Source organism: Castellaniella sp. GW247-6E4 (assembly GCF_040276065.1).
In the GTDB taxonomy this organism is placed as follows: domain Bacteria; phylum Pseudomonadota; class Gammaproteobacteria; order Burkholderiales; family Burkholderiaceae_B; genus Castellaniella.
Genome location: NZ_JBELOI010000006.1, coordinates 152,574 through 175,646, shown reverse-complemented (window position 1 = coordinate 175,646; position 23,073 = coordinate 152,574). Strand labels below are relative to the sequence as shown.

Below are 23,073 nucleotides of genomic sequence, written 5' to 3'. Positions count from 1 at the left end.
TTTAACGGACAAGTCCTCTACAATAGGGGTACGATTCCCGCAGCCCCCGGATTGCCAACCCCCGTGAACGCCCCCAAGTCGTCCCCCCGCCGATCTCCGCCCACCGTCCGGAGCTTCAGGCTGTTGGACGCCGCCGCGCATCGTGCGTCGATCGACCACACGCTGAGCCACTGGGACGGACACAGCGATCTATGGGTCTTTGGCTACGGCTCGCTGATCTGGCGCCCAGAGTTCGATCACGTCGAATCCCGCCTGGGCCGCATCCACGGCTATCACCGCGCCCTGTGCCTGTGGTCGCGCGTGAACCGGGGCACGCCCGAGGCCCCCGGCCTGGTGTTCGGCCTGGACATGGGCGGCTCATGCCAGGGCCGGGCCTATCGGATCGCCGCCGGCCAGGTGCCGCCCATCATGGACGCGCTGTGGTGGCGCGAGATGCCCACCGGGGCCTATATTCCGCGCTGGCTGAGCTGCCAGACTCCCCAAGGCCCCCTCCAGGCGCTGGTGTTCACCATGAACCGCGCCGACGACGGCTATGTGCCGGGCCTGTCGGTGGACCAGATCGTGCCCATCGTGCGCCAGGGCCATGGCCGCTATGGCCCCTGCACCGAATACGTCCTGCAAACCGCCCGCGCCCTCGAGGCCGCCGGCATCCACGACCGCAAGCTGCGCGCCATCGCGCGGGCCGTCGCGGCCGGCCACCCCTCCACCGAGCACCCGCGCTGACCGCCCCGGAACCCCACATGTCCATCGCCGATATCCGCCAGACCTACCAGAAGTTCGAATTGCTGGAATCCTCCGCCGCCGCCGATCCCATCACCCAGTTCGGGACCTGGTTCGAGCAGGCCCTGCACAGCGAGGTGCGCGAGCCCACGGCGATGGCCCTGGCGACAGCCACGCCCGAGGGCCGGCCCGCCGCGCGGATCGTGCTGCTCAAGGGCTACGACGCGCAGGGCTTCGTGTTCTATACCAACTACGAATCGCGCAAGGGCCTCGAGCTCGAGGCCAACGCCTGCGCCAGCCTGTTGTTCTTCTGGCCCGAACTCGAGCGCCAGGTCCGCATCGAGGGCGGCGTCGCGCGGGTCGCCGCCGAGGAATCCGACGCCTATTTCAGCAGCCGCCCGCTGGGCTCGCGCATCGGCGCCTGGGCCTCGGCGCAGAGCCGGCCGACGACCCACGAGGCCCTGGCCGCGCGCATGCGCGAGCTCACGCAATCCCTGGGGGACGACCCCGCCCGCCCACCGCACTGGGGAGGCTACCGGCTGGCGCCGCAATCCATCGAGTTCTGGCAGGGCCGCCCCTCGCGGCTGCACGACCGCCTGGTCTATGCGCGCCAGGGCGAGGGCTGGGTCCTGCGGCGCCTGGCGCCCTGATCGACTCCATGCCCGCATCCCCCGCCTCCGCCGATTTTCCGGATCTGTACTTTCGGTCCGCCCTGGGCCGTTTCCCCAGCGGCGTCACCGTGGTCACGGCCGAGCACCCCGACACCGGCGCCCCGCTGGGCCTGACCATCAGCTCGTTCAGCTCGGTGTCGCTGGCGCCCCCCATGGTGCTGTGGACCCTGACGCACGCCGCCTCGTCGCTGCCGGCGTTCACGCGCGCCGAGCGCTACGTCATCCATGTGTTGTCGGCCTCTCAGGTCGACCTCGCGCGGCGATTCTCGCACGGCCCGCAGGCCGCGCGTTTCCTCGGCCTGGACCTGGACCGCGCGCCCAACGGCACGCTGATGCTCGCCGACCCCCGCTGCGCCGCCTGGTTTGAATGCCACAACACGCAACGGCACGCGGCGGGCGACCATACCATCCTGGTCGGCCGGGTCGAACACTGCTGGCGGCAGCTCATCGCGCCGTTGATCTACCATGCGGGCGATTTCGACCTGACCCCCGCGAGCGAGCCCCTGTCACGCAACTGAAATGCGCGAATACATCCTGACCCTGTCCTGCCCCGACCGCATGGGGATCGTCCATCACGTCTCGGGCTGGCTGCTGACGCGGCACGGCAACATCATCCATTCACAACAGTTCGGCGACAGCGATACCGAGCGGTTTTTCCTGCGCATCCATTTCTCGCTGCCCCACGAGTCGGCGATCGACGAGCTGGCGCGGGATTTCGAGGGCGTGGCGCGGCGCTTTTCGATGCACTTCGAGATCCACGACAAGCGCCGCAAGGCCCGCCTGCTGATCCTGGTCAGCCGCCAGGGGCACTGCTTGAACGACCTGCTGTTTCGCACGCAAAGCGGCCAACTGCCGGTCGAGATCGCGGGGGTCGTGTCCAACCACCCGGATTTCGGGCCGCTGGCCCAGGCGCACGGCGTGCCGTTCCATCACCTGCCGGTGAGCCCCGAGACCCGTGCCGCGCAGGAGCGACGCATCCTGGACCTGGCCGAGCGCGAGCGCGTCGATCTGGTGGTGCTGGCGCGCTATATGCAGATCCTGACCCAGGACATGTGCCGCGCGCTCGAAGGCCGCGCGATCAATATCCACCACAGCTTCCTGCCCAGCTTCAAGGGTGCGCGCCCCTACCATCAGGCGCACGACCGGGGGGTCAAGATCATCGGCGCGACCGCCCACTATGTCACCCAGGATCTGGACGAGGGCCCAATCATCGAGCAAGACATCGAACGCGTCGATCACTCGATGGACGCCCAGGCCCTCACCCGGATCGGCAGCGACGTGGAATCCCTGGTGCTTTCGCGCGCGGTGCGCTGGCAGGTCGAGCACCGCGTCCTGCTCCACGGCGGGCGCACGGTCGTGTTCCGCTAGCGCGGACACTGCAATGAAAGCCGCTATTTCGACTTGCGCATGCCGCGATGCTGCGGGGTGGCCGATTCGTCCTCGAGTTCAATTGGAAGCGCCGTGGAGTACTTTATTCTCTCCATTGCAAAACTAGCGCTGACATCGTGCAGCTCGCAGGCTTGAATCAGCCGTTTGTAGACTGAGTCGTATCCCTGTATGTCCCGAGCGACAATTCGCAAGAGATAATCCACGTCGCCGCTCAACCGATAGGCTTCCACTATTTCAGGAATGTCCTGGACCGCGCGGGTGAATTGCTGCAGCCAGGCCTCATTGTGCTGATTCGTGGATATTCTCACAAAGACCGTGGTGCTCAAGTCCAGCAAATCGGGGTCGCACAGCACCACCTGTTTCTGGATGACGCGGTCATCCTTGAGCTTTTGTATCCGTTTCCAGCATGGCGTACTGGACAAGCCGACCCTGGCTGCCACCTCGCTGACAGCCAAATCGGCGTCCTCCTGCAGCACCGCTAGGATATGACGATCAATTCCGTCCAATTGGCACCATCCTCGATCCATTGCCCGGGCCCATCCGGCTTGGCGCGCCCGGGAGGATCATTGATCAAAATAATCAAATGCGTTGGCCGCCGCTGACCTCGATGCACTGTGCAGTCACCCAACGCGCTTCGTCACCGGCCAGGAAGGCAATGACCTCCGCAATATCGTCGGGCCGCCCAAGCCGGCCCAAGGCGATGCTGGAGATCGCCAGCCTGGCCGCCTCCGAACCTGCTTCCAGGGGATTCATGCCGGTATCCGTCAGACCGGGGCAGACCGCATTCACCGTGATCCCCCGCCCCCCGAGGTGTGCCGCCAGTATACGGGTGAGCGCCTCCAGGCCCGCCTTGGCGGGCGCATAGGCAGCCATCGTCGGAAAGGCCACCCGGGTACTCATCGATGACACATTGATGATGCGCCCATGGTCACGCAAGCGGGGCAGGAGGTGCTGTATCAGAAAGAAGGGCGCCCTCAGGTTGACGGCCAGCGTCAGGTCGAACTGTTCCGGCGTGACGGTTTCGATCGGTTCACGCTTGAGCGCACCGGCATTGTTGACCAGGATATCCAGGCCCGGATCGCCGAAACGCGCTCGCAGCAGCTCCTCCAGCATGTCGCACAAGTGGGCGGGCCCATCCTTGTGCGAGAGATCCGCTTGCAGCACGGCGCCGCCGCCGCCAGCGGACTCGATCTCGAGCACCAGCGCATCGGCCGCCTCGACGGAACGATTCCCATGGACCACGACAAACGCACCCTTGCCCGCCAGCTTGCGGGCGATCGCGCGGCCAATGCCCTGGCTTGCGCCGGTCACAAGCGCGGTTTTTCCTTCGAGGGGGGCCATGGCTGTCCGTCCTTAGGGAACGATGATGAGCTTGCCAAAGGCCTGGCGATCCTCGAGCGCCTGGAAAGCCTTGGGCGCGTCCGCCAGCGCAAAGCGCATGTCGACCGGCGGATTGAGCTGTCCTTGCTGAACCAACTCAAGCAGCGAGTGCAGGTCTTCGCGCAGCCACCCGTTGGAGCCTATGATATTGAGTTCGAAGGTCCAGATGTAACGCATATCGGTCTTGGGGTCGAAACCCGCCGTCGCCCCGCAGGTCAGCAGGCTGCCGCCCTTGCGCAGGCTCTTGATCGACGGCACCCAGGTGTCGCCACCCGTGAAATTGACGATAGTATCGACGCCGCCTTCGCCCCAGATGCGCGGCTTGCCGGCGATGCCGTGCAGCGCCTTCATGAAATCCTCGTCCCGATAGTTAATGCCGTGGTCCGCGCCCAAAGCCTTGAGACTCTCGAGCTTTTCCTGGCTGGAGGCGGCCACGATGACCTCGGCGCCGCTGAGCTTTGCCAACTGCACGCAGCAGGTGCCGACGCCGCCCGAGGCTCCCAGGATAAAGACCTTTTCCCCCGCCGCGCTGCCGTCCAGCCGCATGCCGCCGCGCGTGACCATCATACGGTAGGCGGTGCCATAGGCCACCGGCAAAGCGGCTGCCTGCTCAAAGCCGACGTTCTCGGGCAGCGAGATCAATTGATCGGCCGGCACCTTGCAGAACTCGGCCAGGCCGCCATCGAGCGTCTCACCCAGCAAGCTGTAGCGTTCCCGCAGCAGCGGATCGACCATCACGCGGTCGCCTTCCTTCCAGGCGCCGCAATTGGGACCAACCGCCGCGACAATGCCCGCCATGTCGATCCCCATGATGATCGGCATCGGCACCTTGATGCCGGGCATGCCCTTCAGGGTGAAGAGATCGTGATAATTTAGAGAACACGCCTTGACGCGGATCACGACATGGCCGTCCTCGGGCTCGGGGGTCGGCCAGTTTTCCTCATAGGTGATCTGGTCGATGGTGCCATGGGAACGAATGACTTGAGCTTTCATGCTTTCAACCTAATAAAGTGACCGGGCGCCTGGCGTCCAGTGATGAGGGGTCGTCGGACGGAACATCGGGCGGAGATCAGCGGCTCAAGCCGCCCGCCATCTGTTGGATGTGTTTTTTATCGATCTTGTTTGCCGCTGACAGCGGCATCTCGTCGATGAAGCATATAAAACGAGGGTATTGGTAAGCCGGGCCATTGCTCAAGGCGAACTGCTTGAGGTCGTCCCCGCTGACGGTGCTCCCCGGCCGCCGCACGATGAATGCAGCCGGCACCTGGCCCTTGATCTGATCGGGGACGGGCACCACCGCGGCCTGTGCCACGCCGGGATGCTTTTCCAGCAAAAGCTCTATCTCGCCGGGGTACATGTTTTCTCCGCCGCAAACGAACATGTCGTCGGTCCGGCCCACAAAATAAAAGAAACCGTGCGCGTCTCGGCGCATGACGTCGCCCGTCCGGTACCAGCCATCCTTGAGGCGCTTCCGAGTCTCGTCGTCACGGTTCAGGTAGCCGGGCATGATGGCCCCGTTGCGGACATAAAGCTCACCCTCATCCCCGGTCCCGCCCTCGAGCCGCACCTCGACCCCTTGGAGCGGATAGCCCAGCGACAGGGGCGGCCTGTCGATGCCCTCGGGATGCGGCCCAAAGACGGCTGGGCCTGTTTCCGTCGTTCCCCAGCCGTTCTGCACGGTCGCATGGGGGAATATCGCAGCGATTTGCTCGCACAAGGCGCCCGTGAGCGGTGCGGATCCGACCGCCACGCTTTGCACCGCCCCCAGGTCCAGCCGCGCGATCGTTGCCGTTTCACGGGCGCAGAGAGCCAGCATGGTTGGCACCGCGGTGACGACGGCACAGCGATGCCGCATGCAGCTTTCGAGAAATGCGCGCGCATCGAAATGCGTCATCAGCACGAGAGTGCCGCCATACGCCGTCACCGTCTTGGCCAGGAAGAGCGCATTCATGTGGGACAACGGCGCCGCGGTGATCACCCGGGCGGCCGTGCGGCGAATGAACTCGCCGCCATTGACCGACACCCGATCCAGCGTCCAGATATAAGCGCCATGCGTCAGCGGCACCCCTTTAGGCGTTCCGGTAGAGCCGGAGGTATAGAGGATGGTCGCCGGATCCCGTGCCTGGACCTGCGCAATGTCGAACGGTCCCTGATGGAGATGTGCCCACCACGCGGCCCGATCATCCAGGGGCAGCACGGGGACTTTTCCCTCGAGCCGCTCGGCCCAAGCGGCATCGGCATACAGCAGTTCGACCTCGGCATCCTCCACGATGTGCTCCACCGTGTCCTGCGCCAGCTTGTAGCCGATCGGCACCGCACAGAGCCCCGCCTGCATGATCCCGTAGTAGCTCAGCAGATACTCGGCGCAGTTCAAGCCTATGATCCCGACACGCGCATTCGGAGCCAGGCCGCGGGCCCTCAGGGCCAGCGCGACGCCCGCCGCCGCGCGATGCAGATCGCCAAAGTCAAAAACGCGCTCGGCCCCATCGCTCGCAACCTCGATCAGCCACGGCTGAGCGGCCTCGACCTGCGGTGCGATCATGCCCCCGAGGTTGGGGCCCGTCGGAAAGGGAACGTTGCTCATGACCATCCTCAACCAATCTGCGTGCTGTAGCAGCCTCGGCCCACTGCGGTCAGACGCCCCTGGTCGTCAAAGATATCGACATCCGCCACACCCACGGTGCGGCCCGCCCGCCGGACTGTGGCGCGCGCCACCAGGTACTCGCCACCGGATGGACGGAGGTAATCGACACGGAAATTGATCGTGGGCACGCCGCCCCCCACCATGAGCGCAACGGCAAAATCCCCCGCTGTATCGATGAACGAGGCCACGGGACCCCCATGGAATTGCTTGCCGGCCGTATCGCGCGCCAGCTCGGGCAACATGGGCATTTTCATTTCTACGTACCCTTTGCTTGCATCCACCTCGCAGACCTCCATCCGGCAATGGCGTATGAAGGGCGATGCGTCGGCCCAGGATTGCAGGACTTCACGGGTCACAGGCGCATTGGATGAAACGGTCATTCGAAACTCCTTGTCGAGTGCAATCGCACCATCAGTTTTTACGGTATTTCCAGAACACAACGCGTTGATGCGCCAGGCGCACCACGAGTGCGAGCAGCGAGGCCAGCGCCGCCAGCACAAGCACGGCGGCAAACATCGAACTCGCATCGATGTCGTACGAGGCTGCGCGCAGGTAATAGCCCAGCCCGGCGATGGCCGCAAGGAATTCGCCGACCACGCACAGAATGAAGCTCAGGGCCGCACAGACCTCGAGCCCGCTGAAGACATAGTCAAGGGATGCCCGGATCTTGATGGTGAACGCGACGCGCCAGCGGTTTCCGCCAAAGGCGCGCCCCATGTCGAGCAGCTCCGCCGGCGCCGCATGCATGCCTGCGACGGTATGGATGAACATGACAAAAAACGTGCCCACCGCCACCAAGGCCATCTTTGAGGCCAGGCCGATACCAAACCACACGATGACCAGAGGCGCAATGGCCACGATGGGCATGGCCTGCAAGGCCAGCGCCATGGGATACACCGCGCGATCCAGCAGGCGCACTTCGCCAACGATCACGCCGCTCACGAAGCCCAGTCCCGCACCGATGGCGAGCCCTCCCAGGGACCCATAGACCGTCGCCACGAGATGCGGCATGAAACCGCCGCTCGATATCCAGGCGTATAGATTGTTTCCGACCTGCATCGGCGTGGGCAGCAGCCTCGAGTCCGACACGACGAACTCGGCCAAGCCCTGCCATGCCGCAAAGAGCAGCGCCAAGCCAATGGCGGGCAAAGCCACACGCATCCAGCCGGGAATGAACTGATCATGAGTCATTGCGGCCGATCCCCCTCCCAGAAGACGATGCGCCTGCGGATCCCGGACAGCACACCGCCGCCGATATACCCCAGCACCCCCAACAGCACCATCGCCGCCACAGCGGTCACGGTATCGAGCGCGTTGGCCGAGTTGTCGATCAAGAACCCGGCCCCCCCCATGCCCATGATGAATTCCATCACCACGCAACCCACCAGCGCAAATCCCCAGCCCACCTGCAGGCCCGCGGCAATTGAACCGGCCGCGTTGGGCAGGCTGCAATGCAGATAGGTTTTCAAACCGGATGCCTTCAGGGTCTGAAAAAGGTCGAGAAGCACGGCGGGTGTCGATCGGACGCCCACGAATGCGCCGACGAAGGCGGGAAAGAAACAGATCAGGGCGACCAGCGTGATCGTGCTGCGCGCGTCGAAGCCCAGCCAAAGCAGAACGAGCGGTGCGATGGCCACCTTGGGGACCGCCTGTATCAGCACAACCAGCGGATAGACCAGCAGCTCGAGCTTGCGGTTCATGGCCAGCACGCTGCCAAGCGCGATGGCCAGCACCGATCCCAATGCAAACCCCGCGAACGTGCTCTTGAATGTCAGCCACAGATGGAGCCAGAGATCGGCATCCACGAAGAGCCCGGTATAGATGCGCCCGGCGACCTCGAGGGGGCCCGGCATGAGACGGCTGGGAATATCGAAACCCTGCACGAGGCCATGCCAGATGAGGGCCAGGAGGCCGATCGGGGCCAGGCGAAGCGCAAACCCCGCTAAAAAGGTCGACGCTCGGCGCACCACGTCCCCCTTGATCACCGCACGCGGCTGCCGAAGATGGAGAGCATCCCTCATGGTCAAGTCTCTGTGTTGAACAGATCGCGCAACTGATTCGACAGTTCGACAAAGCGAGGATGCGCAAGGGTCTGCACATCGCGGGGCCGGGGCAGGTCGACCGGCACGTCGGCAATGACCTTGCCGGGCCGTCCGCTCATCACCACGACTCGGTCTGAAAGAAAGACCGCCTCCTGGATAGAGTGCGTGATGAACAGCACCGAGGGGCGCGTATCCAGCCAGATGCGCTGCAGCTCGATCATCATGTTTTCACGCGTCATCGCGTCCAGCGCCGAGAACGGCTCATCCATGACGAGAATGGATGGATCCCGGATCAAGGAGCGCGCCAGCGAAACGCGCTGCTGCATCCCCCCCGACAATTCAAACGGGTAGCGATCATGGAAACCCGACAAACCGACCAGATCCAGCAAAGAGCGCGCACGCTCGGAAGCCGACCGGACGGATTGCCCGGTCAGCCGAATCGGCAGCAGCACATTCTCGAGTGCCGTTTTCCAAGGCAATAGCGCCGCCTGCTGAAACGCCACCCCGACATCATCACGGGCGCCCACCGCCGACACGCCATCGAACTCGACGGCGCCGGTGGTCGGTTTTTGCAAACCGGAGACCAGGCGGACCAGCGTGGACTTGCCGCAGCCCGATGGCCCCAGGACCGATACGAAGGATGAGGGCTGGACGCTCAGGTTGAGCTTGTCCAGCGCCAGCACGGGCCCCCTGCGGCTCGGGTAGCTCACGCTGATGTCGCGCAAGTTCAACAGCATGCTTTTAGCCAATTGGAGTTCGTGCGGCAAGGGGGCGTTCATGGCTGCGCGGCATTCGCTGCGGCGCGCACAGCCTCGATGTCAAAATCGTTGGAATCCTTTGCGAAGCGATCCGTATAAAGGGCCGAGATATCAAAATCCGCGGATTTGATCTGTTCGCCGTCCTTCATTTTCTGGACGATATTTTTCCAATCGGATTCCGTATAAACACCGTGCTTGCCCTCCAGGGAGGCCAATTCGCCGATCGTGTAGGTACCCTGGTTGACCGCCACAAAAGTACGCACCCATTGCGCCTCGTTGTCCGCGGTGGGTTTGGAGCTGGGGTCGATCTTCCAGTAGGAACGGACACAATTCTCGGTCGCAGCCATGCAAGCCGCGATGGATTTGCTGACGGCGCGGCTCATCCCGGCCACCAGTTCGGGATTGCTCTGGATCAGTTCATTGCTGGTGGCGATACCGTTGGAGAACACCTTGCGGAATTCCTCGGGAAGCTCGAGGCGCCGGATCGGCGTGCCCGCCTGCTCCATCATGACGTTCTGTGTCGCCGGCAGGTTAAGCGCATCCACGCTGCTCGACTTCAGACGTTCCCAGGCGGCAGGGCCAACGCCCACCGGCAGGACTTTCACATCCTTCATCCACGTCACGCCCACGTCGCTCAGCATCAGGCGCGACATCGGCAGATTGCCCCAGCTCAATGCGCCCACCCCGATTGTCTTGCCCTTGAGATCCGCCAGGGACTTGATCGGGCTGTTCTCGAGAACTGTGAACTCAAAGATGTTGCGGGGATAAAAATTGTAGAAGAATTTGACGGGAAAGGGCTCGCCCTTGGATGCCGCGATAATGGCCAGGTCCGGCGTCATGATGCCGAACTCGACCGAGCCGTTGGCGACCTGCGGGAGCAGGATGGCCGTGCCCTGGACTGAGACGTATTCGAGTGCGATGCCTTCCTCTTTGAAGAAGCCCAGCGTATCGCCAAAGGGAATGGCCGCCTCGACCGCGGACCAGGCCGGCGGATAGCCGATGCGAACGGTTTTCAGCGGCTCGGCCTGCAATGCCGTGGCCACGGAGAACAAGGTTGCCGCCAAGGCGGCGGTGCGAAGCATATTGGGGATTGGATTCATGGTGTCTCCTGTGTCGTGCGTTTGTAGGTTTCTCGTCTCTCTAGTGGAAAACAGGTGCGCCGGAGGATCTATAGAAACCCGGATGTCATGGCAACTTCGCCTCTGGGTGTTCCCAGCCGCACATGCATATAGGGCGCGTCCGCCGCTCGCAAAGGAATCTCCACGCCCAGGTCTCGCCAAAGCAAGGCGAGTCGATCCGCCTGCGGATGGCCCGCTTCGCAGGCCAGCACCGTGGCGTCCGGAGTCAGGCGCCCAGTGGGATGGGGCGTATCGAGCCAATCGATGAAAAGCGGTGCAAACAGGCCGTACGAATTGGCCTCCGGAATCATCAGGCGCCACCGAAGGATCTGGCCATCCTGCGTGAGGCGTTCCAGATCATGAACAGGCGCCTCGATGCCCGACCGGCGGTACGCCTCGGCCAGCGCCGGAAAATCGGCGGACGCGCAGCGCATGATGAATCGATGCAATTGGGGACGCGGCAAAGCCTCCATCCCGTCGCGCATCGGGCTGCGCACGTCGGACGCAGGGTCGGGGGCGATGAGTTCAAGGTAGGTGGATGACCCCGCCCCGACCAGACAATTATGGGTGCCCAGTGTCGGGTGCCGCCCCCCCTGCTCGGGCACGATGCCCGTCAGCGCGGTAAACCCGGTGGCCATGTCGTCCAGGCTGGTGCCGGCATACATGAAATGATCGAGGGTTGTCAGCATGAAGAAAGCTCCGACGTAGGGATGAGAATGCTAAGCGCGCAGCCCGTCGAGCGCCCGACCGACAATCCACAGCCCTTCACGCATGACATCGAGACGCCACTGCGGGTCTCGAGGACAAAAAGAAGCCATGGCCTGCTCGTGCAGCACGGCCCGCTGTTCCTGCTCTAGCATGGTATCAAATCGCAAGCGATGATCGAGCTGCAGGCCCGCAATGGTGGCCTCGGGCGGCGTGGTGCCGAACTCGATCACCGCGCCTGAAAATTCCGCCTGGGCGCAAAATTCGCGCATTCCCTGGAAAACAAGCCCCGAATAGCGGGGCCTGGGCGCGCCGCCGAATCCGCCCTTGTTCTCGATGGCGTCACGCCCCCACCAGGCGCAGCAATGCTCCCACTCGGGACTGCCCGGCTCGTTGAAGCACAGGAAGAAGGATTGGCCGTATTCCCCCAGGCCCGTATGCCAGTCGATGAAGCCGATCCGTCGGGCATGGCCGAGAAAACGATCCGCCACGTTTTGCAGCGCATGATTGGACCATTGGCGCTCTTGGCCCCCATAGATCAAGCCGTCGGGCACCTCGTACTGACCCGCAAAAATGGCATTGAAAAAGGCCGCCTGCCCATTTTCTTCAATCCACGCATCGAGCGCCGCCCGTGCGGCCGCCTTGCCGTGTTCGGTATGATCCCCCGAACAGATCAGCGGGTGGATGGCCCGATACCCTTGATTGCCAGGCACCGGGCTTGAAAAATCAATGAAATTGCGATTCAAGTCGACGTTATTTTCGTTGGTGCGCAGCATGTGGGCAAAGCCATAGGGGTTGACCGCATGCACCAGAAGAACGCCCACGTCGCCAGCCAGCTCCACCTGCTTTTGCGCCTGCAGGAATGCCACCATCAGCGGGGAGGCCGCGTAAGCCTCGGAGCCATGCGTGCCGGCGAGCATCACGAGAACGCGCGAGGCGTCGGCGGCCCCCACATAGGCCGCGTCCAGCGCCAACCCCTCGTTGGCGGGCCCCACCTGATCCGGCAGAACCTGCGTGTACAGTGTCGCATCCGCCGCTTGGGCCGCCGCCAGAAAACGGGCGCGCGCCTGCGCATAGTGGGTCGGATACAAATCTAGAATCTCGGTATCTTTCATGGCTTAGGAACTCTGGGCTATTTTCTCTGGCACGGCGGACACGCCGCGCATGGCGGTAAAGGCGCGCTCCATATCCTGGATCAGATCGTCGGTGCACTCAAGCCCCGCATGGACGCGCACGAGCTGCCCGCCGCTGGCAGCCCGCGGCAATTCTGAATCCGGCCGGGCCGCCAGGGGCACCACCAAGCTCTCGTACCCCCCCCACGACAGGCCAATGCCGAAAACGCGCAGCGTATCAAAGAAAGCCGTCAAGCGCTGCTCGCTTGTGGGCCTGAATACAAAAGAGAACAAGCCGGACACACCGCCGAACAGGCGATTGAAAAGCGCGTGCCCCGGATGGGATGCCAAACCGGGTGAGCACACGACAGCGACCTCGGGTTGCTGCTCGAGCCAGATTGCCAGCGCCAGGGCCGAGTCGCCATGCTCACGCAAACGCACTCCCAGCGTGCGCAGGCCCCGCAGGCCTTGATACAGATCGTCCGGAGACGCCGTCTGCCCAAAGCGTGTGACGGAACTGGCCAACAGCTCCCAGGCGTTCTGATTGCACGAGGCCACGCCCAGGATGCAATCGGAATGCCCCCCGATGTACTTGCTGGCGGACTGGATGGCGATGTCGACCCCGTGCGCAAGTGGTTTAAACAGCAAGGAGGTGGCCCACGTATTGTCCATCAGCACCCAGATGCCACGCTCGTGCGCGCGCGCCGCGATATGGCCCACATCGCTGATCTCGAACGTAATGGAACCCGGCGACTCGAGATACACCGCGCAGGTGTCGCTGCGAAAGCGCGCGGCCACTCCATCGGCATCCAGTTCGGGAAAAAACTCCACCTCGATACCGAGGCGCCTCAGGGTATTTTCGGCAAATTCCCGTAGCGGCCAATAGGCGAACTCACTGATCAGGACGTGCGTGCCCGGCGAGCACACGGACAGGAGCGCATGCGTGCAGGCCGCCAAGCCAGAAGGAAAACACAATGCCCTGTAGGCCTGGTCCAACTCGGCGATGGCCGACTCGAACGCGGCAGTCGTCGGCGTCCCAAAGCGACCGTAATTCGCCTGGGGCTTGTCGCTCGAGCGCAAGCCGGCGCGCTGGCGCCATTGCGCCAGGGAATCCGCCAGAACGGTCGTTCCGCGAACCACAGGCGGATTGACATAGAGGAGAGAACTCTCCTGGCCGCGACCCAGTCGTGTCAGTTGAGTCGCCGCCGAGCCAACCCGGCTCGGGGCACCATGAGATGAAGATGACATTTACATTCCAATTTCTCGATCTGAGTGGAGCGATACTATCACAAGACCCATTAAATCAAAACCACATGCTAGTTCGTAATCCAGTACTAGATTTTAATTTCTATTTTTAAGTTATTAGTAGAATTTATTTCTTTTAATCGTACCCCTACTTCAGCCCCCCAGGGCCAGCCCCTCGCGGCGCGGGTCGGCGGCGCCCAGCAAACGACCGTCGGGCAGGCGCTGGACGCCTTGCAGGCCGCTCGGGAACTCACCTACCCGGACCTCGTGGCCCAGGGCGCGCAGGGGCCCGGCCAGCGCCTCGGCCGGCGTGCCAGCCTCGAGCTCGGTGGCCTGGTTGCGGCTGCCGACATGCGGCAGATCGATGGCCTGCTGGAGGCCCAACCCCCAATCGAACACGCCCACCAGGGTCTGGGCCACGTAATTGATGATGGCGCTGCCGCCCGGCGAACCGATCGCCAGGGCCACGCGCCCGTCGCGCAACGCCAGCATGGGCGCCATCGAGCTGCGCGGCCGCTTGCCGGCCTCGACGCGGTTGGCGATCGGCCGGCCCCGCGCGTCCTGGGCCAGGAACGAAAAATCGGTCAACTGATTGTTCAGCAGGAAGCCGCGCACGAGGAGTTTGCTGCCGAAGGCCCCCTCGATGGAGCTGGTCATCGACACCGCACCGCCCCATGCATCGATGATCGAGACCTGGGTGGTGGACGGCGGTTCGAGGCCCCGGCCGGCGCCCGGACGCGGTGGCGCGGCGGGCGGCACGCCCGCTTCGGCACGGCCCATGCTCCGGCCCGGCCGGATCAGCGCGGCGCGGGCGGCCAGGTAGGCGGGATCGAGCATGCCGGCCACCGGCACCTCGACAAAGGCGGGATCGGCCACGTAGGCGTCGCGATCGGCGTACGCCAGGCGGCCGGCCTCGGCGAACCAGTGCGCGGCCTGCGGGGACTCGGGCGCGGCCCGCGCGATCGGGGTGTGCGCCAGGATGCCGAGGATTTGCAGCACCGCCAGGGGGCCGGAACTGGGCGGCGGCGCGCCGCACAGGCGGTAGACGCGGTACGGCATGCACACCGGCGCGCGCTCGAGGGCGCGGTAATCGCGCAAGTCCTCGAGCGACAGATCGCCCGGCACGGGGTGCGCGGCCACGGCGGCGACAATGTCGCGCGCGATCGGCCCCTCATAGAACGCATCCGGCCCCTCGCGCGCAATCCGCGCCAAGGTGTCAGCCAGCGCGGGATTGCGCAGCACGTGCCCGACCGGCCAGGGCCTGCCGTCCGGACCGTAGAAATAGCGCGCCGCCGCGGCCTGGCGGGGCAAATCCCGGTCGCCCGCCAGCAGGGCATGCAGGCGCGGCGACACCGGAAAACCCGCGCGCGCCAGGTGGATCGCCGGCTGGAACAGCTCGGCCCACGGCAGGCGACCCTGGGCCTGGTGCAGCCGCCACAGGGCGCGCAGCACGCCCGGCACCCCTACCGAGCGGCCGCTGTTGACCGCCTCGTGGAAATCCATGGGCTCGCCCGCGCGCAGGAAGCGCCCGGCGCGCGCCGCGGCCGGGGCGGTTTCCCTGCCATCGTAGGTGAGCACCCCGCCATCGCGTGGATCGAAGGCCACGATAAAGGCGCCACCGCCGATACCGGAGGACTGCGGCTCGACCAGATTGAGGACCATCTGCGCGGCGATCGCCGCATCGGCGGCGGCGCCACCGCGCGCCAGGATGTCGGCCGCCGCCCGCGTCGCCCACGGATTGGCGGTGCTCGCCATGTAGTGGCTGGCGTAGGCCGCCGCGCGCGCCATGCGGCCGCTGGCGGCTTCGGGGTTGAGATGCTCGTGGCCGGCGGCGGCGAGCGCGCCCGCGCAAAACAGGCCGCCGACCAGTAGCGCCGCGAAGCGCCTGCCCATTGCACACCGGAAAGTTGTCATGCGAGCTCCTTGATGCCCGCCCGGTCGCGCGCCCGGCCCAGTCCGGAAACGCGGCGCGCCGCGGTTGACTAGTGGGACACTAGTATCCCACTAGTCGACTTCCAGCTCGAACAGATTGGTCGCCTCGCCCTCGAATACCTGGACATCGTCCTGGTTGTAGACCCGCCAGGTCCAACGCATGATGCCCAGATCGTCCCGGCTGGCGGATACGCGCAAGGCATCGACCGTGGCCTCGAGCCGCAGCCAGTCACCGGGTCGCACCGGCGCCATCCAGCGCAAGCGCTCGAGCCCGGGCGAGCCAAAGGATTCGGAGCCCTCGAGCGCGGCCTGCGCCGCCATGCGCATCGCCAGGCCGCAGGTCATCCAGCCGCTGGCGATCAGCCCGCCCCAACGACCCTTGCGGGCACGCTCGGGATCGACGTGGAACCACTGGGGATCGTAGGCCTTGGCGAAAGCCAGCATTTCCGCCTCGTCCACCTCGATGGGAGGATGGCTGATGACCATGCCGACTTTGAAATCCTTGAACTTCATGACAATAATCCGGATCAATCAATGATTGGGCAGTCTTGCAGTTTAACCGTTCACGGCCGGCGCCCGATCCCCAGGCCCTGGAAAGTCGCCGCCGCGCGCCCGATCCGGTCGTTGACCGCCTGCCAGGCCGGGCCCGACGGCGGACGCTCGAGCACGATCGCGTCATAGCCCCGACCATCCAGCCGGCGCAGGAGCGCATAGAGGTCCCGGGCATAGGCGCGCGGGTCGGCGGGCGCGACCACCCACTCCACCCCGGGCCATGCCGGCCGCTCGCCGCCCTCGAACACGACGGCGGCCACGCGCGCGCCGCCCCGGCCTGCACGCAGCCAGTCGGACAGCGCGTCGCCGCCCATCAGGGCGAGCGGCGTGCGCGGCGCATAGTGCGCCTTGAGCGATCCCGACACCCGGGGGGCCGCCGCATCGGGCAGGGCCGGCCTCACGCCCAGCACCTCGGCGATCTGCGCGGCCGACACCTGCCCGGGCCGCAGCAGCACGGGACCGACGCCCTGCTCGAGCCGGGACAAATCCAGGATGGTGGATTCGATGCCGACCTCGGCGGCGCCCCCCTCGAGGATCATCAGCGCCTGCGCGTCGAGGTCGGGGAATTCGCCGCGCACGTGATCCGCGCGGGTGGGCGAGACCTGGCCGAACTGATTGGCGGATGGCGCCGCCACCCCGCCGCAGCCGTGCGGCTTGAGGAGGGCGAAGGCATGCAGCAGGCGCTGCGCCACCGGATGCGACGGGCAGCGCAGGCCGATGCTGTCCTGCCCGCCGCTGACTGCGTCCGGAATGCGATCGGCACGCGGCAGGATCAGGGTCAGCGGCCCCGGCCAGAAAGCCGCCATCAATTGCCGGGCCTGGGGCGGAACCGACGCCGCCCAGTAACCCGGGTCGGTGTCCGGCGCCAGGTGGACGATGATGGGATGGCCGGCGGGCCGCCGCTTGGCGGCATAGATCCGCTCGACGGCCACGGGGTTTTCCGCATCGGCGCCCAGGCCATACACGGTTTCCGTCGGGAAGGCCACCAGCCGGCCCTGCGCCAGGCGCTGGGCGGCCTCGAGGATCTGGGCGGGGCTGGCCTCGGCCGGGCCCTCGTCCGGGCACGGCGCGGCCGAGGGCCCGGATTCCGGGCGCCGATCAGGCATCGGGCAGCCTCAGCACGGCCGCCACCCGGGCGATGCGCGCTTGCAACTGCGGCGCATCCGCGCCGAGGATGTTCACGTGACCCATCTTGCGGGCGCGGCGCGCCTCGGATTTGGCGTACAGGTGCAGGCGGGTGCCGGGCACCGCCAGCACGCCCGCCCAGTCAGGCTCCCGCCGCCGCCCCTGCTCGTCGAACCACAGGTCGCCCAGCAGATTGAGCATGGCGGCCGGACATCGCATATCGGTTGCCCCCAGCGGCAACCCGGCCAGGATGCGCGCCTGCTGCTCGAACTGGCTGACCAGGCAGCCATCCTGGGTGTAGTGGCCGCTGTTGTGGGGCCGTGGGGCCATTTCGTTGGCCAGCACGCGGCCGTCGCGCAGGACGAAGAATTCCACGCACAGCACGCCGTGGTAGTCCAGGTGGTCCGCCAGCGACAGGGCATGGACACGCGCCTGTTCGGCGACGGCGGGCGGCACCGATCCGTCGGCGACCGCCAGCGCCAGAATGCCATCCCGATGGCTATTGCGCGACGGCGGATAACTGACGACGCGGCCGCGCAGGTCGCGCGCCACCACGACGGAAATCTCGTAGTCCAGCGGCTGCAGGGCCTCGAGGACGCAGGGCACGCCGCGCAGCGCCTCGAAGGCCCGGCGGGCCTCGTCGCGCGACGCCACGCGGGCCTGGCCCTTGCCGTCGTAGCCGAAGCGGACGGTCTTGAGGATGCCCGGGAACAGGGCGTCAGGGCCGGCGTCCACGTCGGCCACCGAGTGGATGGGCGCGTGGGCGGCCACCGGCACGCCCGCCGCCCGGATGTAGGACTTTTCCGCCAAGCGGTCCTGGGCCACGGCCACCGCATCGCCCGAGGGCGCGGCGACGCAGCCGCGCGCCAGGCGGCGCAGGCTGTCGGCCGGGACGTTTTCAAATTCCGTGGTCACCGCGGCACAACGTCGAGCCAGGCAATCGAGCGCCGCCGCGTCGTCATAGGCGGCGCGGATGTGCTCGTCGGCCACCATCCCGGCCGGGCAGGACGCGGCCGGATCCAGGACGGCCACGCGGTAGCCCATGGCCTGGGCCGCCTGGCAGAACATGCGGCCCAACTGGCCGCCGCCCAGCACACCGAGCCAGGCGCCTGGCGGCAGCGGCACGGCGTCGGGCGGTTCGGCGACCGGCATCAGCCCTCCACCGGCGGCACGGTCATGGCGCGCGCGGCCTCGGTCTGGCGCGCACGGTAATCCCGCAGCCGGCGCAGCAGATCGGCGTCCGTCATGGCCAGGTTGGCCACCGCGTGCAAGGCGGCGTTCACGGCCCCCGCCTCGCCGATGGCAAATGTCGCCACCGGCACGCCGCGCGGCATCTGCACGATGGACAACAGGGAATCCTCGCCGCGCAGGTGGCGCGAGGGCACCGGCACGCCGAACACCGGCACCGGCGTGAGGGCGGCCATCATGCCGGGCAGGTGGGCCGCACCGCCCGCCCCCGCGATGATGGCGCGCAATCCGCGCTCATGCGCCCGCGCGCCGTACTCGACCATGTCAAGCGGCATGCGATGGGCCGACACGACGCGGGCGTCATAGGCAACGCCGAAATCGTCGAGCACGGCGGCGGCATGGCGCATGACGTCCCAGTCGCTGGACGAGCCCATGATCAGGCCGACGCGCGCGCCCTCCGCATTCATATCGCCCCCTGGGTCAGGCGGTCCAGGGCTTCAGTGTATTTGTCGGCGGTGCGCTGCAGGACCTCGGCGGGCAGGCGCGGCGCCGGCGGGGTCTTGTCCCAGTCCTGGGTCTCGAGCCAGTCGCGCACATACTGCTTGTCGAAGGACGGCGGGCTGATGCCCTCGGCATATCCTTCCTCGGGCCAGAAGCGCGATGAATCGGGCGTCAAGACCTCGTCCATGAGATGCAGGCGGCCCGACGCGTCCAGCCCGAACTCGAATTTGGTGTCGGCGATCAGGATGCCCCGCCCACGGGCGTACTCGGCCGCCGCCTGGTACAGCTCGAGGGTCACGCGGCGCAACTCGGCGGCCAACGTGCCCCCCACCTGGGCCACGACGTAGTCGAAATCGACATTCTCGTCGTGCAGGCCGAACTCGGCCTTGGCCGCCGGCGTGAAGATCGGTCGCGGCAGGCGCTGGGCCTGGCGCAGGCCGGCCGGCAGCGTGATGCCGCAGACGGCGCCGCTGGCCTGGTAGTCCTTCCAGCCGGAGCCGATGAGATAGCCGCGCGCCACCGCCTCGACCAGGATGGGCTCGAGGCGCTTGACCACCATGGCGCGCCCGGCGACCTGGTCGCGTTCCCGGGGGGCCACCACGTCCTCGGGCGCAATGCCCGTGGCGTGGTTGGGAATGATGTGCGCGAGCCGCCCCAGCCAGAACTCGGTCAGGGCGGTCAGCACCCGGCCCTTGCCGGGCACCGGGTCATCCAGGATCACGTCGAAGGCCGAGATCCGGTCCGACGCCACGATGAGCAATTGATCGTCGCCCACGGCATACATGTCGCGGACCTTGCCGCGCCCGACCAGGGGCAGCGACTCGAGAGTGGATTGATGCAGGGCCTTCATGGCGTTCCTGGTTCCTTGCGCGGCAGGGCGAGCGACGAGACGCGCTTACTGGACGACTTGCTTGAGCTCGCCCGCCGCATAGCGGCGCGCCATATCCGTCAGGGGCACGGCCTTGATCCGCGACGCGTGGCCGGCGGTGCCGAATTGCTCGTAGCGCGCCAGGCAGATTTTCTTGGCGGCCTCGCGGGCGGGTTTGAGGTATTCGCGCGGATCGAACTTGGACGGATTCTCGGCCATGAAGCGGCGGATGGCCCCGGTCATCGCCAGGCGGATGTCGGTGTCGATGTTGACCTTGCGCACGCCGTACTTGATGGCCTCCTGGATTTCCTCGACCGGCACGCCGTAGGTTTCCTTCATGTCGCCGCCGAACTCGCGGATCTCGGCCAGCAGTTCCTGCGGCACGCTGGAGCTGCCGTGCATCACCAGATGGGTGTTGGGCAGGCGGGCGTGGATTTCCTTGATGCGCTGGATCGACAGGATGTCGCCGGTGGGCTTGCGGGTGAACTTGTAGGCGCCGTGGCTGGTGCCGATGGCGATGGCCAGGGCGTCGAGCTGGGTCTGCTGGACAAAGTCGGCGGCCTGCTCGGGATCGGTCAGGAGCTGATCCATGGTCAGGGTGCCCTCGGCGCCGTGGCCGTCCTCTTTGTCGCCCATCATGGTCTCGAGCGACCCCAGGCAGCCGAGCTCGCCCTCGACGGTCACGCCCAGTTTATGGGCCATCTGGACGACCTGGCGGGTGACGTCCAGATTGTATTCATAGGAGGCGATGGACTTGCCATCGGCCATGAGCGAGCCGTCCATCATGACGCTGGAGAACCCCAGGTCGATGGCGCCACGGCAGATTTCGGGCGACTGGCCGTGGTCCTGGTGCATGACCACGGGGATGTGGGGATAGGTCTCGACGGCGGCCTGGATGAGATATTTGAGAAAACCCTCGCCGGCGTATTTGCGGGCGCCGGCCGACGCCTGCATGATCACGGGGCTGTCGGTCTGGGCGGCCGCTTCCATGATGGCCTGGACTTGCTCGAGGTTGTTGACGTTGAACGCGGGAATCCCGTAGCCGTTCTCGGCTGCGTGATCGAGGAGCTGACGCATGGAAACCAGGGCCATGGAAGGACCTCCAAGATAAGGTTGGATGGTTAAAACGGAGATCCTGAGATTTTAAGGCGTATCGGGAATTGCTGCTGGCGCCCTGGATGTTCAAAGCCGATGCGCCAGCGCCGCCGCCTCGTGGAGGGCGCTCATCGCATCGCGCGGCCGCAGGCAGTCGCCGATGAGATGGACGGCGACGCCCTCCAGACGATCGGTCAACACCGCCGCCAGATCCATGACCGGCAGCAGCGGCCTCACCGGGATGACCAGGCCGATGTCACCCACCCGCCATCGCTTGCCGGTATCCCAGAGCCAAGCCTCGTCGGTGCCAAGCGCCTCCACCGTCGTCCGCAGATGGACGTCGACCTGGGGCAGGGCCGCCAAGGCGCCCGCCTGGATCGCCCGCGACCGCATGCCAATGTCGCCGACCAGCTCGGGACCGGCCTCCGCCAGCACGATCGCCATGCCTTTGGCGGCCAGCACCCGGGCGACGCCGACGCCGCGGATCCCGCCGCCGATCACCAGCGCGCGGCCCTTGGCGGCGATCGGACGGCGCAGCACGTCATCGCCGTCAACGACCGGGCTGTCGAGAATGCCGGGGATCTGTGGAATGCCCAGCGTGGCGCCGGTGGCCAGCACCACGACATCGGGGCGCTCGCCCCGCACCAGTTCCTCGGTCACCTCGACGCCCAGCTCGATCCGCGCGCCGGCGCGGCCGACGGCGCTGCTCAGCCAGGGAATATGCCCGGCCATTTCCTCGCGCCCCGGTACCACCCGATTCAGCAGGATCTGGCCGCCCGGCTCGCCGTTGCGATCGAAGATCGCCACCTGGTGGCCGCGCAGGGCGGCGATCCGCGCGCATTCCAGGCCCGCGGGCCCAGCCCCCACGACGAGAATGCGCTTGCGCGCCGGCGCGCGGCGGATGGCGTACTTCCGCTCTTGTCCGGTCGCGGTATTGACCAGGCACAGGATCGGCTTGCCCATCGCATGCCGATCGCTGCACCCCTGATTACAGGCGATGCAAGTGCAAATCTCGTCCAGGCGCCCCTCGCGGGCCTTGTTCGGGAATTCCGGATCGGCATGCAGGGCCCGCCCGAGGGTGACGAAATCCGTCACGCCGGAGGCCAGGATGTCCTCGGCCACGCTGGGATCGGTGATGCGCCCCGACACGCTCAAGGGAATGTCGACATGGGGCCGGATCTTGCGCGCGATGGGCACCAGCACCCCTTGCGGCATTTCCATGGGCTGCGTGATCCACTGATTGGACTCGTAGATGCCGGCGGACACATCGATCAGGTCCACGCCCGCCGCCTGCAGGGCCGGGACGACCGCGCACATATCCTCGTTGGTGAGGCCGCCCTCGATGCGCTCGTCGCCGCTGACCCGGTAGAGGATGGGGACTTCCGGGCCGATCGCGCCGCGCACGGCCGCGATCACCTCGAGGGGAAACCGGAGCCGCCCCCGCAGATCGCCGCCGTATGCGTCGCTGCGCGTGTTGGTGAAGGGCGAGAGGAACTGGCTGAGCAGATAGCCATGCGCGCCGTGTATACCGATGAAATCGAAGCCGGCCTCGCGGGCGCGGCGCGCGCCGGCCCCGAATTTCTCGACGATGCCGGCGATCTCGTCCGGGCTCATGGCGTGCGGCGGCACGCCGCCGGCGCCGGCGTAGGGAACGACCGAGGGGGCCCAGGATTGGAGGCCGCTGACGCTCGGGTCGACGACCCGGCCGCCATAATGCAGCTCGGGACCGATGCGCGCCCCATGCCGACGCACCGCGTCGACCAGCCGCGCCAGATCGGGTATCAAATCATCGGAGTAAATGCCCATCTGCTGTTGCCGCCCGCGCCCCCTCGGATCGACATAGGTCGCCTCGGTGTACATCAAGCCGACCCCGCCGCGCGAACGCGCCTCGAGGAAATCGATGTAGCGCTGGGTGACCCGGCCCTCGGCCGTGCAGTAATTGCGCTCCATGGGCGAGGCGATGATGCGATTGCGCACCGTCATGGCGCCGATACGGCCCGGCGCGAAAAGATGGGGAAACCTCACGAT

At 66.2% G+C, this 23,073-nt stretch carries 24 protein-coding genes; 4 read left to right on the top strand and 20 right to left on the bottom strand.

What is annotated here, in order from left to right; translation table 11 throughout:
• Nucleotides 1–123 precede the first annotated feature (123 nt).
• The 4 genes from ABS761_RS09435 to purU are packed head-to-tail and all read left to right on the top strand — an operon-like array spanning nucleotide 124 to nucleotide 2,759.
• Nucleotides 124–723: a gamma-glutamylcyclotransferase gene (locus ABS761_RS09435; RefSeq protein ID WP_502881403.1), complete on the top strand. Its 600-nt coding sequence runs from the start codon at nucleotides 124–126 to the stop codon at nucleotides 721–723.
• A gap of 17 nt (nucleotides 724–740) precedes the next feature.
• Nucleotides 741–1,370 carry a pyridoxamine 5'-phosphate oxidase gene (gene pdxH, locus ABS761_RS09430; protein WP_350408051.1) on the top strand — a complete coding sequence of 210 codons (630 nt, stop codon included), beginning with the start codon at nucleotides 741–743 and terminating at the stop codon, nucleotides 1,368–1,370.
• A gap of 8 nt (nucleotides 1,371–1,378) precedes the next feature.
• Nucleotides 1,379–1,909, top strand: coding sequence for a flavin reductase family protein (locus ABS761_RS09425; RefSeq protein ID WP_350408050.1), 531 nt, complete (start codon nucleotides 1,379–1,381; stop codon nucleotides 1,907–1,909).
• Between the two features lies 1 nt (nucleotide 1,910).
• On the top strand, nucleotides 1,911–2,759 hold the full coding sequence (purU, locus tag ABS761_RS09420; RefSeq protein WP_350408048.1) for a formyltetrahydrofolate deformylase: 849 nt from the start codon (nucleotides 1,911–1,913) through the stop codon (nucleotides 2,757–2,759).
• A gap of 23 nt (nucleotides 2,760–2,782) precedes the next feature.
• Here purU and ABS761_RS09415 read toward each other — a convergent pair whose 3' ends face one another.
• From ABS761_RS09415 to ABS761_RS09320, 20 genes are all read right to left on the bottom strand, one after another.
• Entirely contained in the window at nucleotides 2,783–3,286 is a 504-nt protein-coding gene (locus ABS761_RS09415; protein ID WP_350408046.1) for an Lrp/AsnC family transcriptional regulator, read from the bottom strand.
• A gap of 73 nt (nucleotides 3,287–3,359) precedes the next feature.
• Nucleotides 3,360–4,121 carry an SDR family NAD(P)-dependent oxidoreductase gene (locus tag ABS761_RS09410; RefSeq protein WP_350408044.1) on the bottom strand — a complete coding sequence of 254 codons (762 nt, stop codon included), beginning with the start codon at nucleotides 4,119–4,121 and terminating at the stop codon, nucleotides 3,360–3,362.
• A gap of 12 nt (nucleotides 4,122–4,133) precedes the next feature.
• Nucleotides 4,134–5,153 carry a zinc-binding dehydrogenase gene (locus ABS761_RS09405; protein WP_350408042.1) on the bottom strand — a complete coding sequence of 340 codons (1,020 nt, stop codon included), beginning with the start codon at nucleotides 5,151–5,153 and terminating at the stop codon, nucleotides 4,134–4,136.
• A gap of 76 nt (nucleotides 5,154–5,229) precedes the next feature.
• Complete coding sequence (locus tag ABS761_RS09400) at nucleotides 5,230–6,744, bottom strand: class I adenylate-forming enzyme family protein (protein WP_350408041.1); 1,515 nt, start codon at nucleotides 6,742–6,744, stop codon at nucleotides 5,230–5,232.
• 8 nt (nucleotides 6,745–6,752) lie between these two features.
• Nucleotides 6,753–7,184 carry a PaaI family thioesterase gene (locus ABS761_RS09395; protein WP_350408039.1) on the bottom strand — a complete coding sequence of 144 codons (432 nt, stop codon included), beginning with the start codon at nucleotides 7,182–7,184 and terminating at the stop codon, nucleotides 6,753–6,755.
• 31 nt (nucleotides 7,185–7,215) lie between these two features.
• A complete protein-coding gene (locus ABS761_RS09390) occupies nucleotides 7,216–7,995 on the bottom strand; it encodes an ABC transporter permease (protein ID WP_350408037.1) in 780 nt (259 codons plus the stop codon).
• Nucleotides 7,992–8,825, bottom strand: a complete 834-nt coding sequence (locus ABS761_RS09385) for an ABC transporter permease (RefSeq protein ID WP_350408035.1) — start codon at nucleotides 8,823–8,825, stop codon at nucleotides 7,992–7,994. Before ABS761_RS09385 ends, ABS761_RS09390 begins: the two co-directional genes overlap by 4 nt.
• A 2-nt stretch (nucleotides 8,826–8,827) precedes the next feature.
• Nucleotides 8,828–9,583 (bottom strand): ABC transporter ATP-binding protein, encoded by a 756-nt coding sequence (locus tag ABS761_RS09380; protein ID WP_350408033.1) that lies wholly within the window; start codon nucleotides 9,581–9,583, stop codon nucleotides 8,828–8,830.
• 38 nt (nucleotides 9,584–9,621) lie between these two features.
• Nucleotides 9,622–10,704, bottom strand: a complete 1,083-nt coding sequence (locus ABS761_RS09375) for an ABC transporter substrate-binding protein (RefSeq protein WP_350408031.1) — start codon at nucleotides 10,702–10,704, stop codon at nucleotides 9,622–9,624.
• A 68-nt stretch (nucleotides 10,705–10,772) separates the two neighbouring features.
• Nucleotides 10,773–11,411: a VOC family protein gene (locus tag ABS761_RS09370; protein ID WP_350408029.1), complete on the bottom strand. Its 639-nt coding sequence runs from the start codon at nucleotides 11,409–11,411 to the stop codon at nucleotides 10,773–10,775.
• Between the two features lie 30 nt (nucleotides 11,412–11,441).
• Nucleotides 11,442–12,542, bottom strand: coding sequence for a DUF2817 domain-containing protein (locus ABS761_RS09365; protein WP_350408028.1), 1,101 nt, complete (start codon nucleotides 12,540–12,542; stop codon nucleotides 11,442–11,444).
• A 3-nt stretch (nucleotides 12,543–12,545) separates the two neighbouring features.
• Nucleotides 12,546–13,787: a cystathionine beta-lyase gene (metC, locus tag ABS761_RS09360; RefSeq protein ID WP_350408026.1), complete on the bottom strand. Its 1,242-nt coding sequence runs from the start codon at nucleotides 13,785–13,787 to the stop codon at nucleotides 12,546–12,548.
• A 150-nt stretch (nucleotides 13,788–13,937) separates the two neighbouring features.
• On the bottom strand, nucleotides 13,938–15,698 hold the full coding sequence (gene ggt, locus ABS761_RS09355) for a gamma-glutamyltransferase (RefSeq protein ID WP_350408024.1): 1,761 nt from the start codon (nucleotides 15,696–15,698) through the stop codon (nucleotides 13,938–13,940).
• Nucleotides 15,699–15,788: 90 nt separating this feature from the next.
• Nucleotides 15,789–16,229 (bottom strand): MaoC family dehydratase, encoded by a 441-nt coding sequence (locus tag ABS761_RS09350; RefSeq protein ID WP_350408022.1) that lies wholly within the window; start codon nucleotides 16,227–16,229, stop codon nucleotides 15,789–15,791.
• A 50-nt stretch (nucleotides 16,230–16,279) separates the two neighbouring features.
• On the bottom strand, nucleotides 16,280–17,374 hold the full coding sequence (locus ABS761_RS09345) for an L-threonylcarbamoyladenylate synthase (RefSeq protein ID WP_350408020.1): 1,095 nt from the start codon (nucleotides 17,372–17,374) through the stop codon (nucleotides 16,280–16,282).
• Complete coding sequence (locus ABS761_RS09340; protein ID WP_350408018.1) at nucleotides 17,367–18,545, bottom strand: 5-(carboxyamino)imidazole ribonucleotide synthase; 1,179 nt, start codon at nucleotides 18,543–18,545, stop codon at nucleotides 17,367–17,369. The genes ABS761_RS09345 and ABS761_RS09340 overlap by 8 nt, the downstream gene beginning before the upstream one ends.
• Nucleotides 18,545–19,048, bottom strand: a complete 504-nt coding sequence (purE, locus tag ABS761_RS09335) for a 5-(carboxyamino)imidazole ribonucleotide mutase (RefSeq protein ID WP_350408017.1) — start codon at nucleotides 19,046–19,048, stop codon at nucleotides 18,545–18,547. The genes ABS761_RS09340 and purE overlap by 1 nt, the downstream gene beginning before the upstream one ends.
• Nucleotides 19,045–19,932 (bottom strand): phosphoribosylaminoimidazolesuccinocarboxamide synthase, encoded by an 888-nt coding sequence (locus ABS761_RS09330; RefSeq protein ID WP_350408015.1) that lies wholly within the window; start codon nucleotides 19,930–19,932, stop codon nucleotides 19,045–19,047. Before ABS761_RS09330 ends, purE begins: the two co-directional genes overlap by 4 nt.
• A gap of 45 nt (nucleotides 19,933–19,977) precedes the next feature.
• A complete protein-coding gene (gene fba / locus ABS761_RS09325) occupies nucleotides 19,978–21,042 on the bottom strand; it encodes a class II fructose-bisphosphate aldolase (protein ID WP_350408013.1) in 1,065 nt (354 codons plus the stop codon).
• 90 nt (nucleotides 21,043–21,132) lie between these two features.
• On the bottom strand, nucleotides 21,133–23,070 hold the full coding sequence (locus tag ABS761_RS09320) for an oxidoreductase (RefSeq protein WP_350408011.1): 1,938 nt from the start codon (nucleotides 23,068–23,070) through the stop codon (nucleotides 21,133–21,135).
• Nucleotides 23,071–23,073 lie beyond the last annotated feature (3 nt).

Excerpts from the sequence above, each read along its gene's own strand:
- ABS761_RS09410 (WP_350408044.1), bottom strand. The coding sequence starts at position 4,121 with ATGGCCCCCCTCGAAGGAAAAACCGCGCTTGTGACCGGCGCAAGCCAG.
- ABS761_RS09425 (WP_350408050.1), top strand. The coding sequence starts at position 1,379 with ATGCCCGCATCCCCCGCCTCCGCCGATTTTCCGGATCTGTACTTTCGG.
- metC (WP_350408026.1), bottom strand. The coding sequence starts at position 13,787 with ATGTCATCTTCATCTCATGGTGCCCCGAGCCGGGTTGGCTCGGCGGCG.
- ABS761_RS09350 (WP_350408022.1), bottom strand. The coding sequence starts at position 16,229 with ATGAAGTTCAAGGATTTCAAAGTCGGCATGGTCATCAGCCATCCTCCC.
- ABS761_RS09395 (WP_350408039.1), bottom strand. The coding sequence starts at position 7,184 with ATGACCGTTTCATCCAATGCGCCTGTGACCCGTGAAGTCCTGCAATCC.
- ABS761_RS09390 (WP_350408037.1), bottom strand. The coding sequence starts at position 7,995 with ATGACTCATGATCAGTTCATTCCCGGCTGGATGCGTGTGGCTTTGCCC.
- purU (WP_350408048.1), top strand. The coding sequence starts at position 1,911 with ATGCGCGAATACATCCTGACCCTGTCCTGCCCCGACCGCATGGGGATC.
- ABS761_RS09385 (WP_350408035.1), bottom strand. The coding sequence starts at position 8,825 with ATGAGGGATGCTCTCCATCTTCGGCAGCCGCGTGCGGTGATCAAGGGG.
- ABS761_RS09345 (WP_350408020.1), bottom strand. The coding sequence starts at position 17,374 with ATGCCTGATCGGCGCCCGGAATCCGGGCCCTCGGCCGCGCCGTGCCCG.
- ABS761_RS09380 (WP_350408033.1), bottom strand. The coding sequence starts at position 9,583 with ATGCTGTTGAACTTGCGCGACATCAGCGTGAGCTACCCGAGCCGCAGG.
- ABS761_RS09405 (WP_350408042.1), bottom strand. The coding sequence starts at position 5,153 with ATGAAAGCTCAAGTCATTCGTTCCCATGGCACCATCGACCAGATCACC.
- ABS761_RS09340 (WP_350408018.1), bottom strand. The coding sequence starts at position 18,545 with ATGCCGGTCGCCGAACCGCCCGACGCCGTGCCGCTGCCGCCAGGCGCC.
- ABS761_RS09400 (WP_350408041.1), bottom strand. The coding sequence starts at position 6,744 with ATGAGCAACGTTCCCTTTCCGACGGGCCCCAACCTCGGGGGCATGATC.
- purE (WP_350408017.1), bottom strand. The coding sequence starts at position 19,048 with ATGAATGCGGAGGGCGCGCGCGTCGGCCTGATCATGGGCTCGTCCAGC.
- ABS761_RS09365 (WP_350408028.1), bottom strand. The coding sequence starts at position 12,542 with ATGAAAGATACCGAGATTCTAGATTTGTATCCGACCCACTATGCGCAG.
- ABS761_RS09330 (WP_350408015.1), bottom strand. The coding sequence starts at position 19,932 with ATGAAGGCCCTGCATCAATCCACTCTCGAGTCGCTGCCCCTGGTCGGG.
- fba (WP_350408013.1), bottom strand. The coding sequence starts at position 21,042 with ATGGCCCTGGTTTCCATGCGTCAGCTCCTCGATCACGCAGCCGAGAAC.
- ggt (WP_350408024.1), bottom strand. The coding sequence starts at position 15,698 with ATGACAACTTTCCGGTGTGCAATGGGCAGGCGCTTCGCGGCGCTACTG.
- ABS761_RS09375 (WP_350408031.1), bottom strand. The coding sequence starts at position 10,704 with ATGAATCCAATCCCCAATATGCTTCGCACCGCCGCCTTGGCGGCAACC.
- ABS761_RS09370 (WP_350408029.1), bottom strand. The coding sequence starts at position 11,411 with ATGCTGACAACCCTCGATCATTTCATGTATGCCGGCACCAGCCTGGAC.
- pdxH (WP_350408051.1), top strand. The coding sequence starts at position 741 with ATGTCCATCGCCGATATCCGCCAGACCTACCAGAAGTTCGAATTGCTG.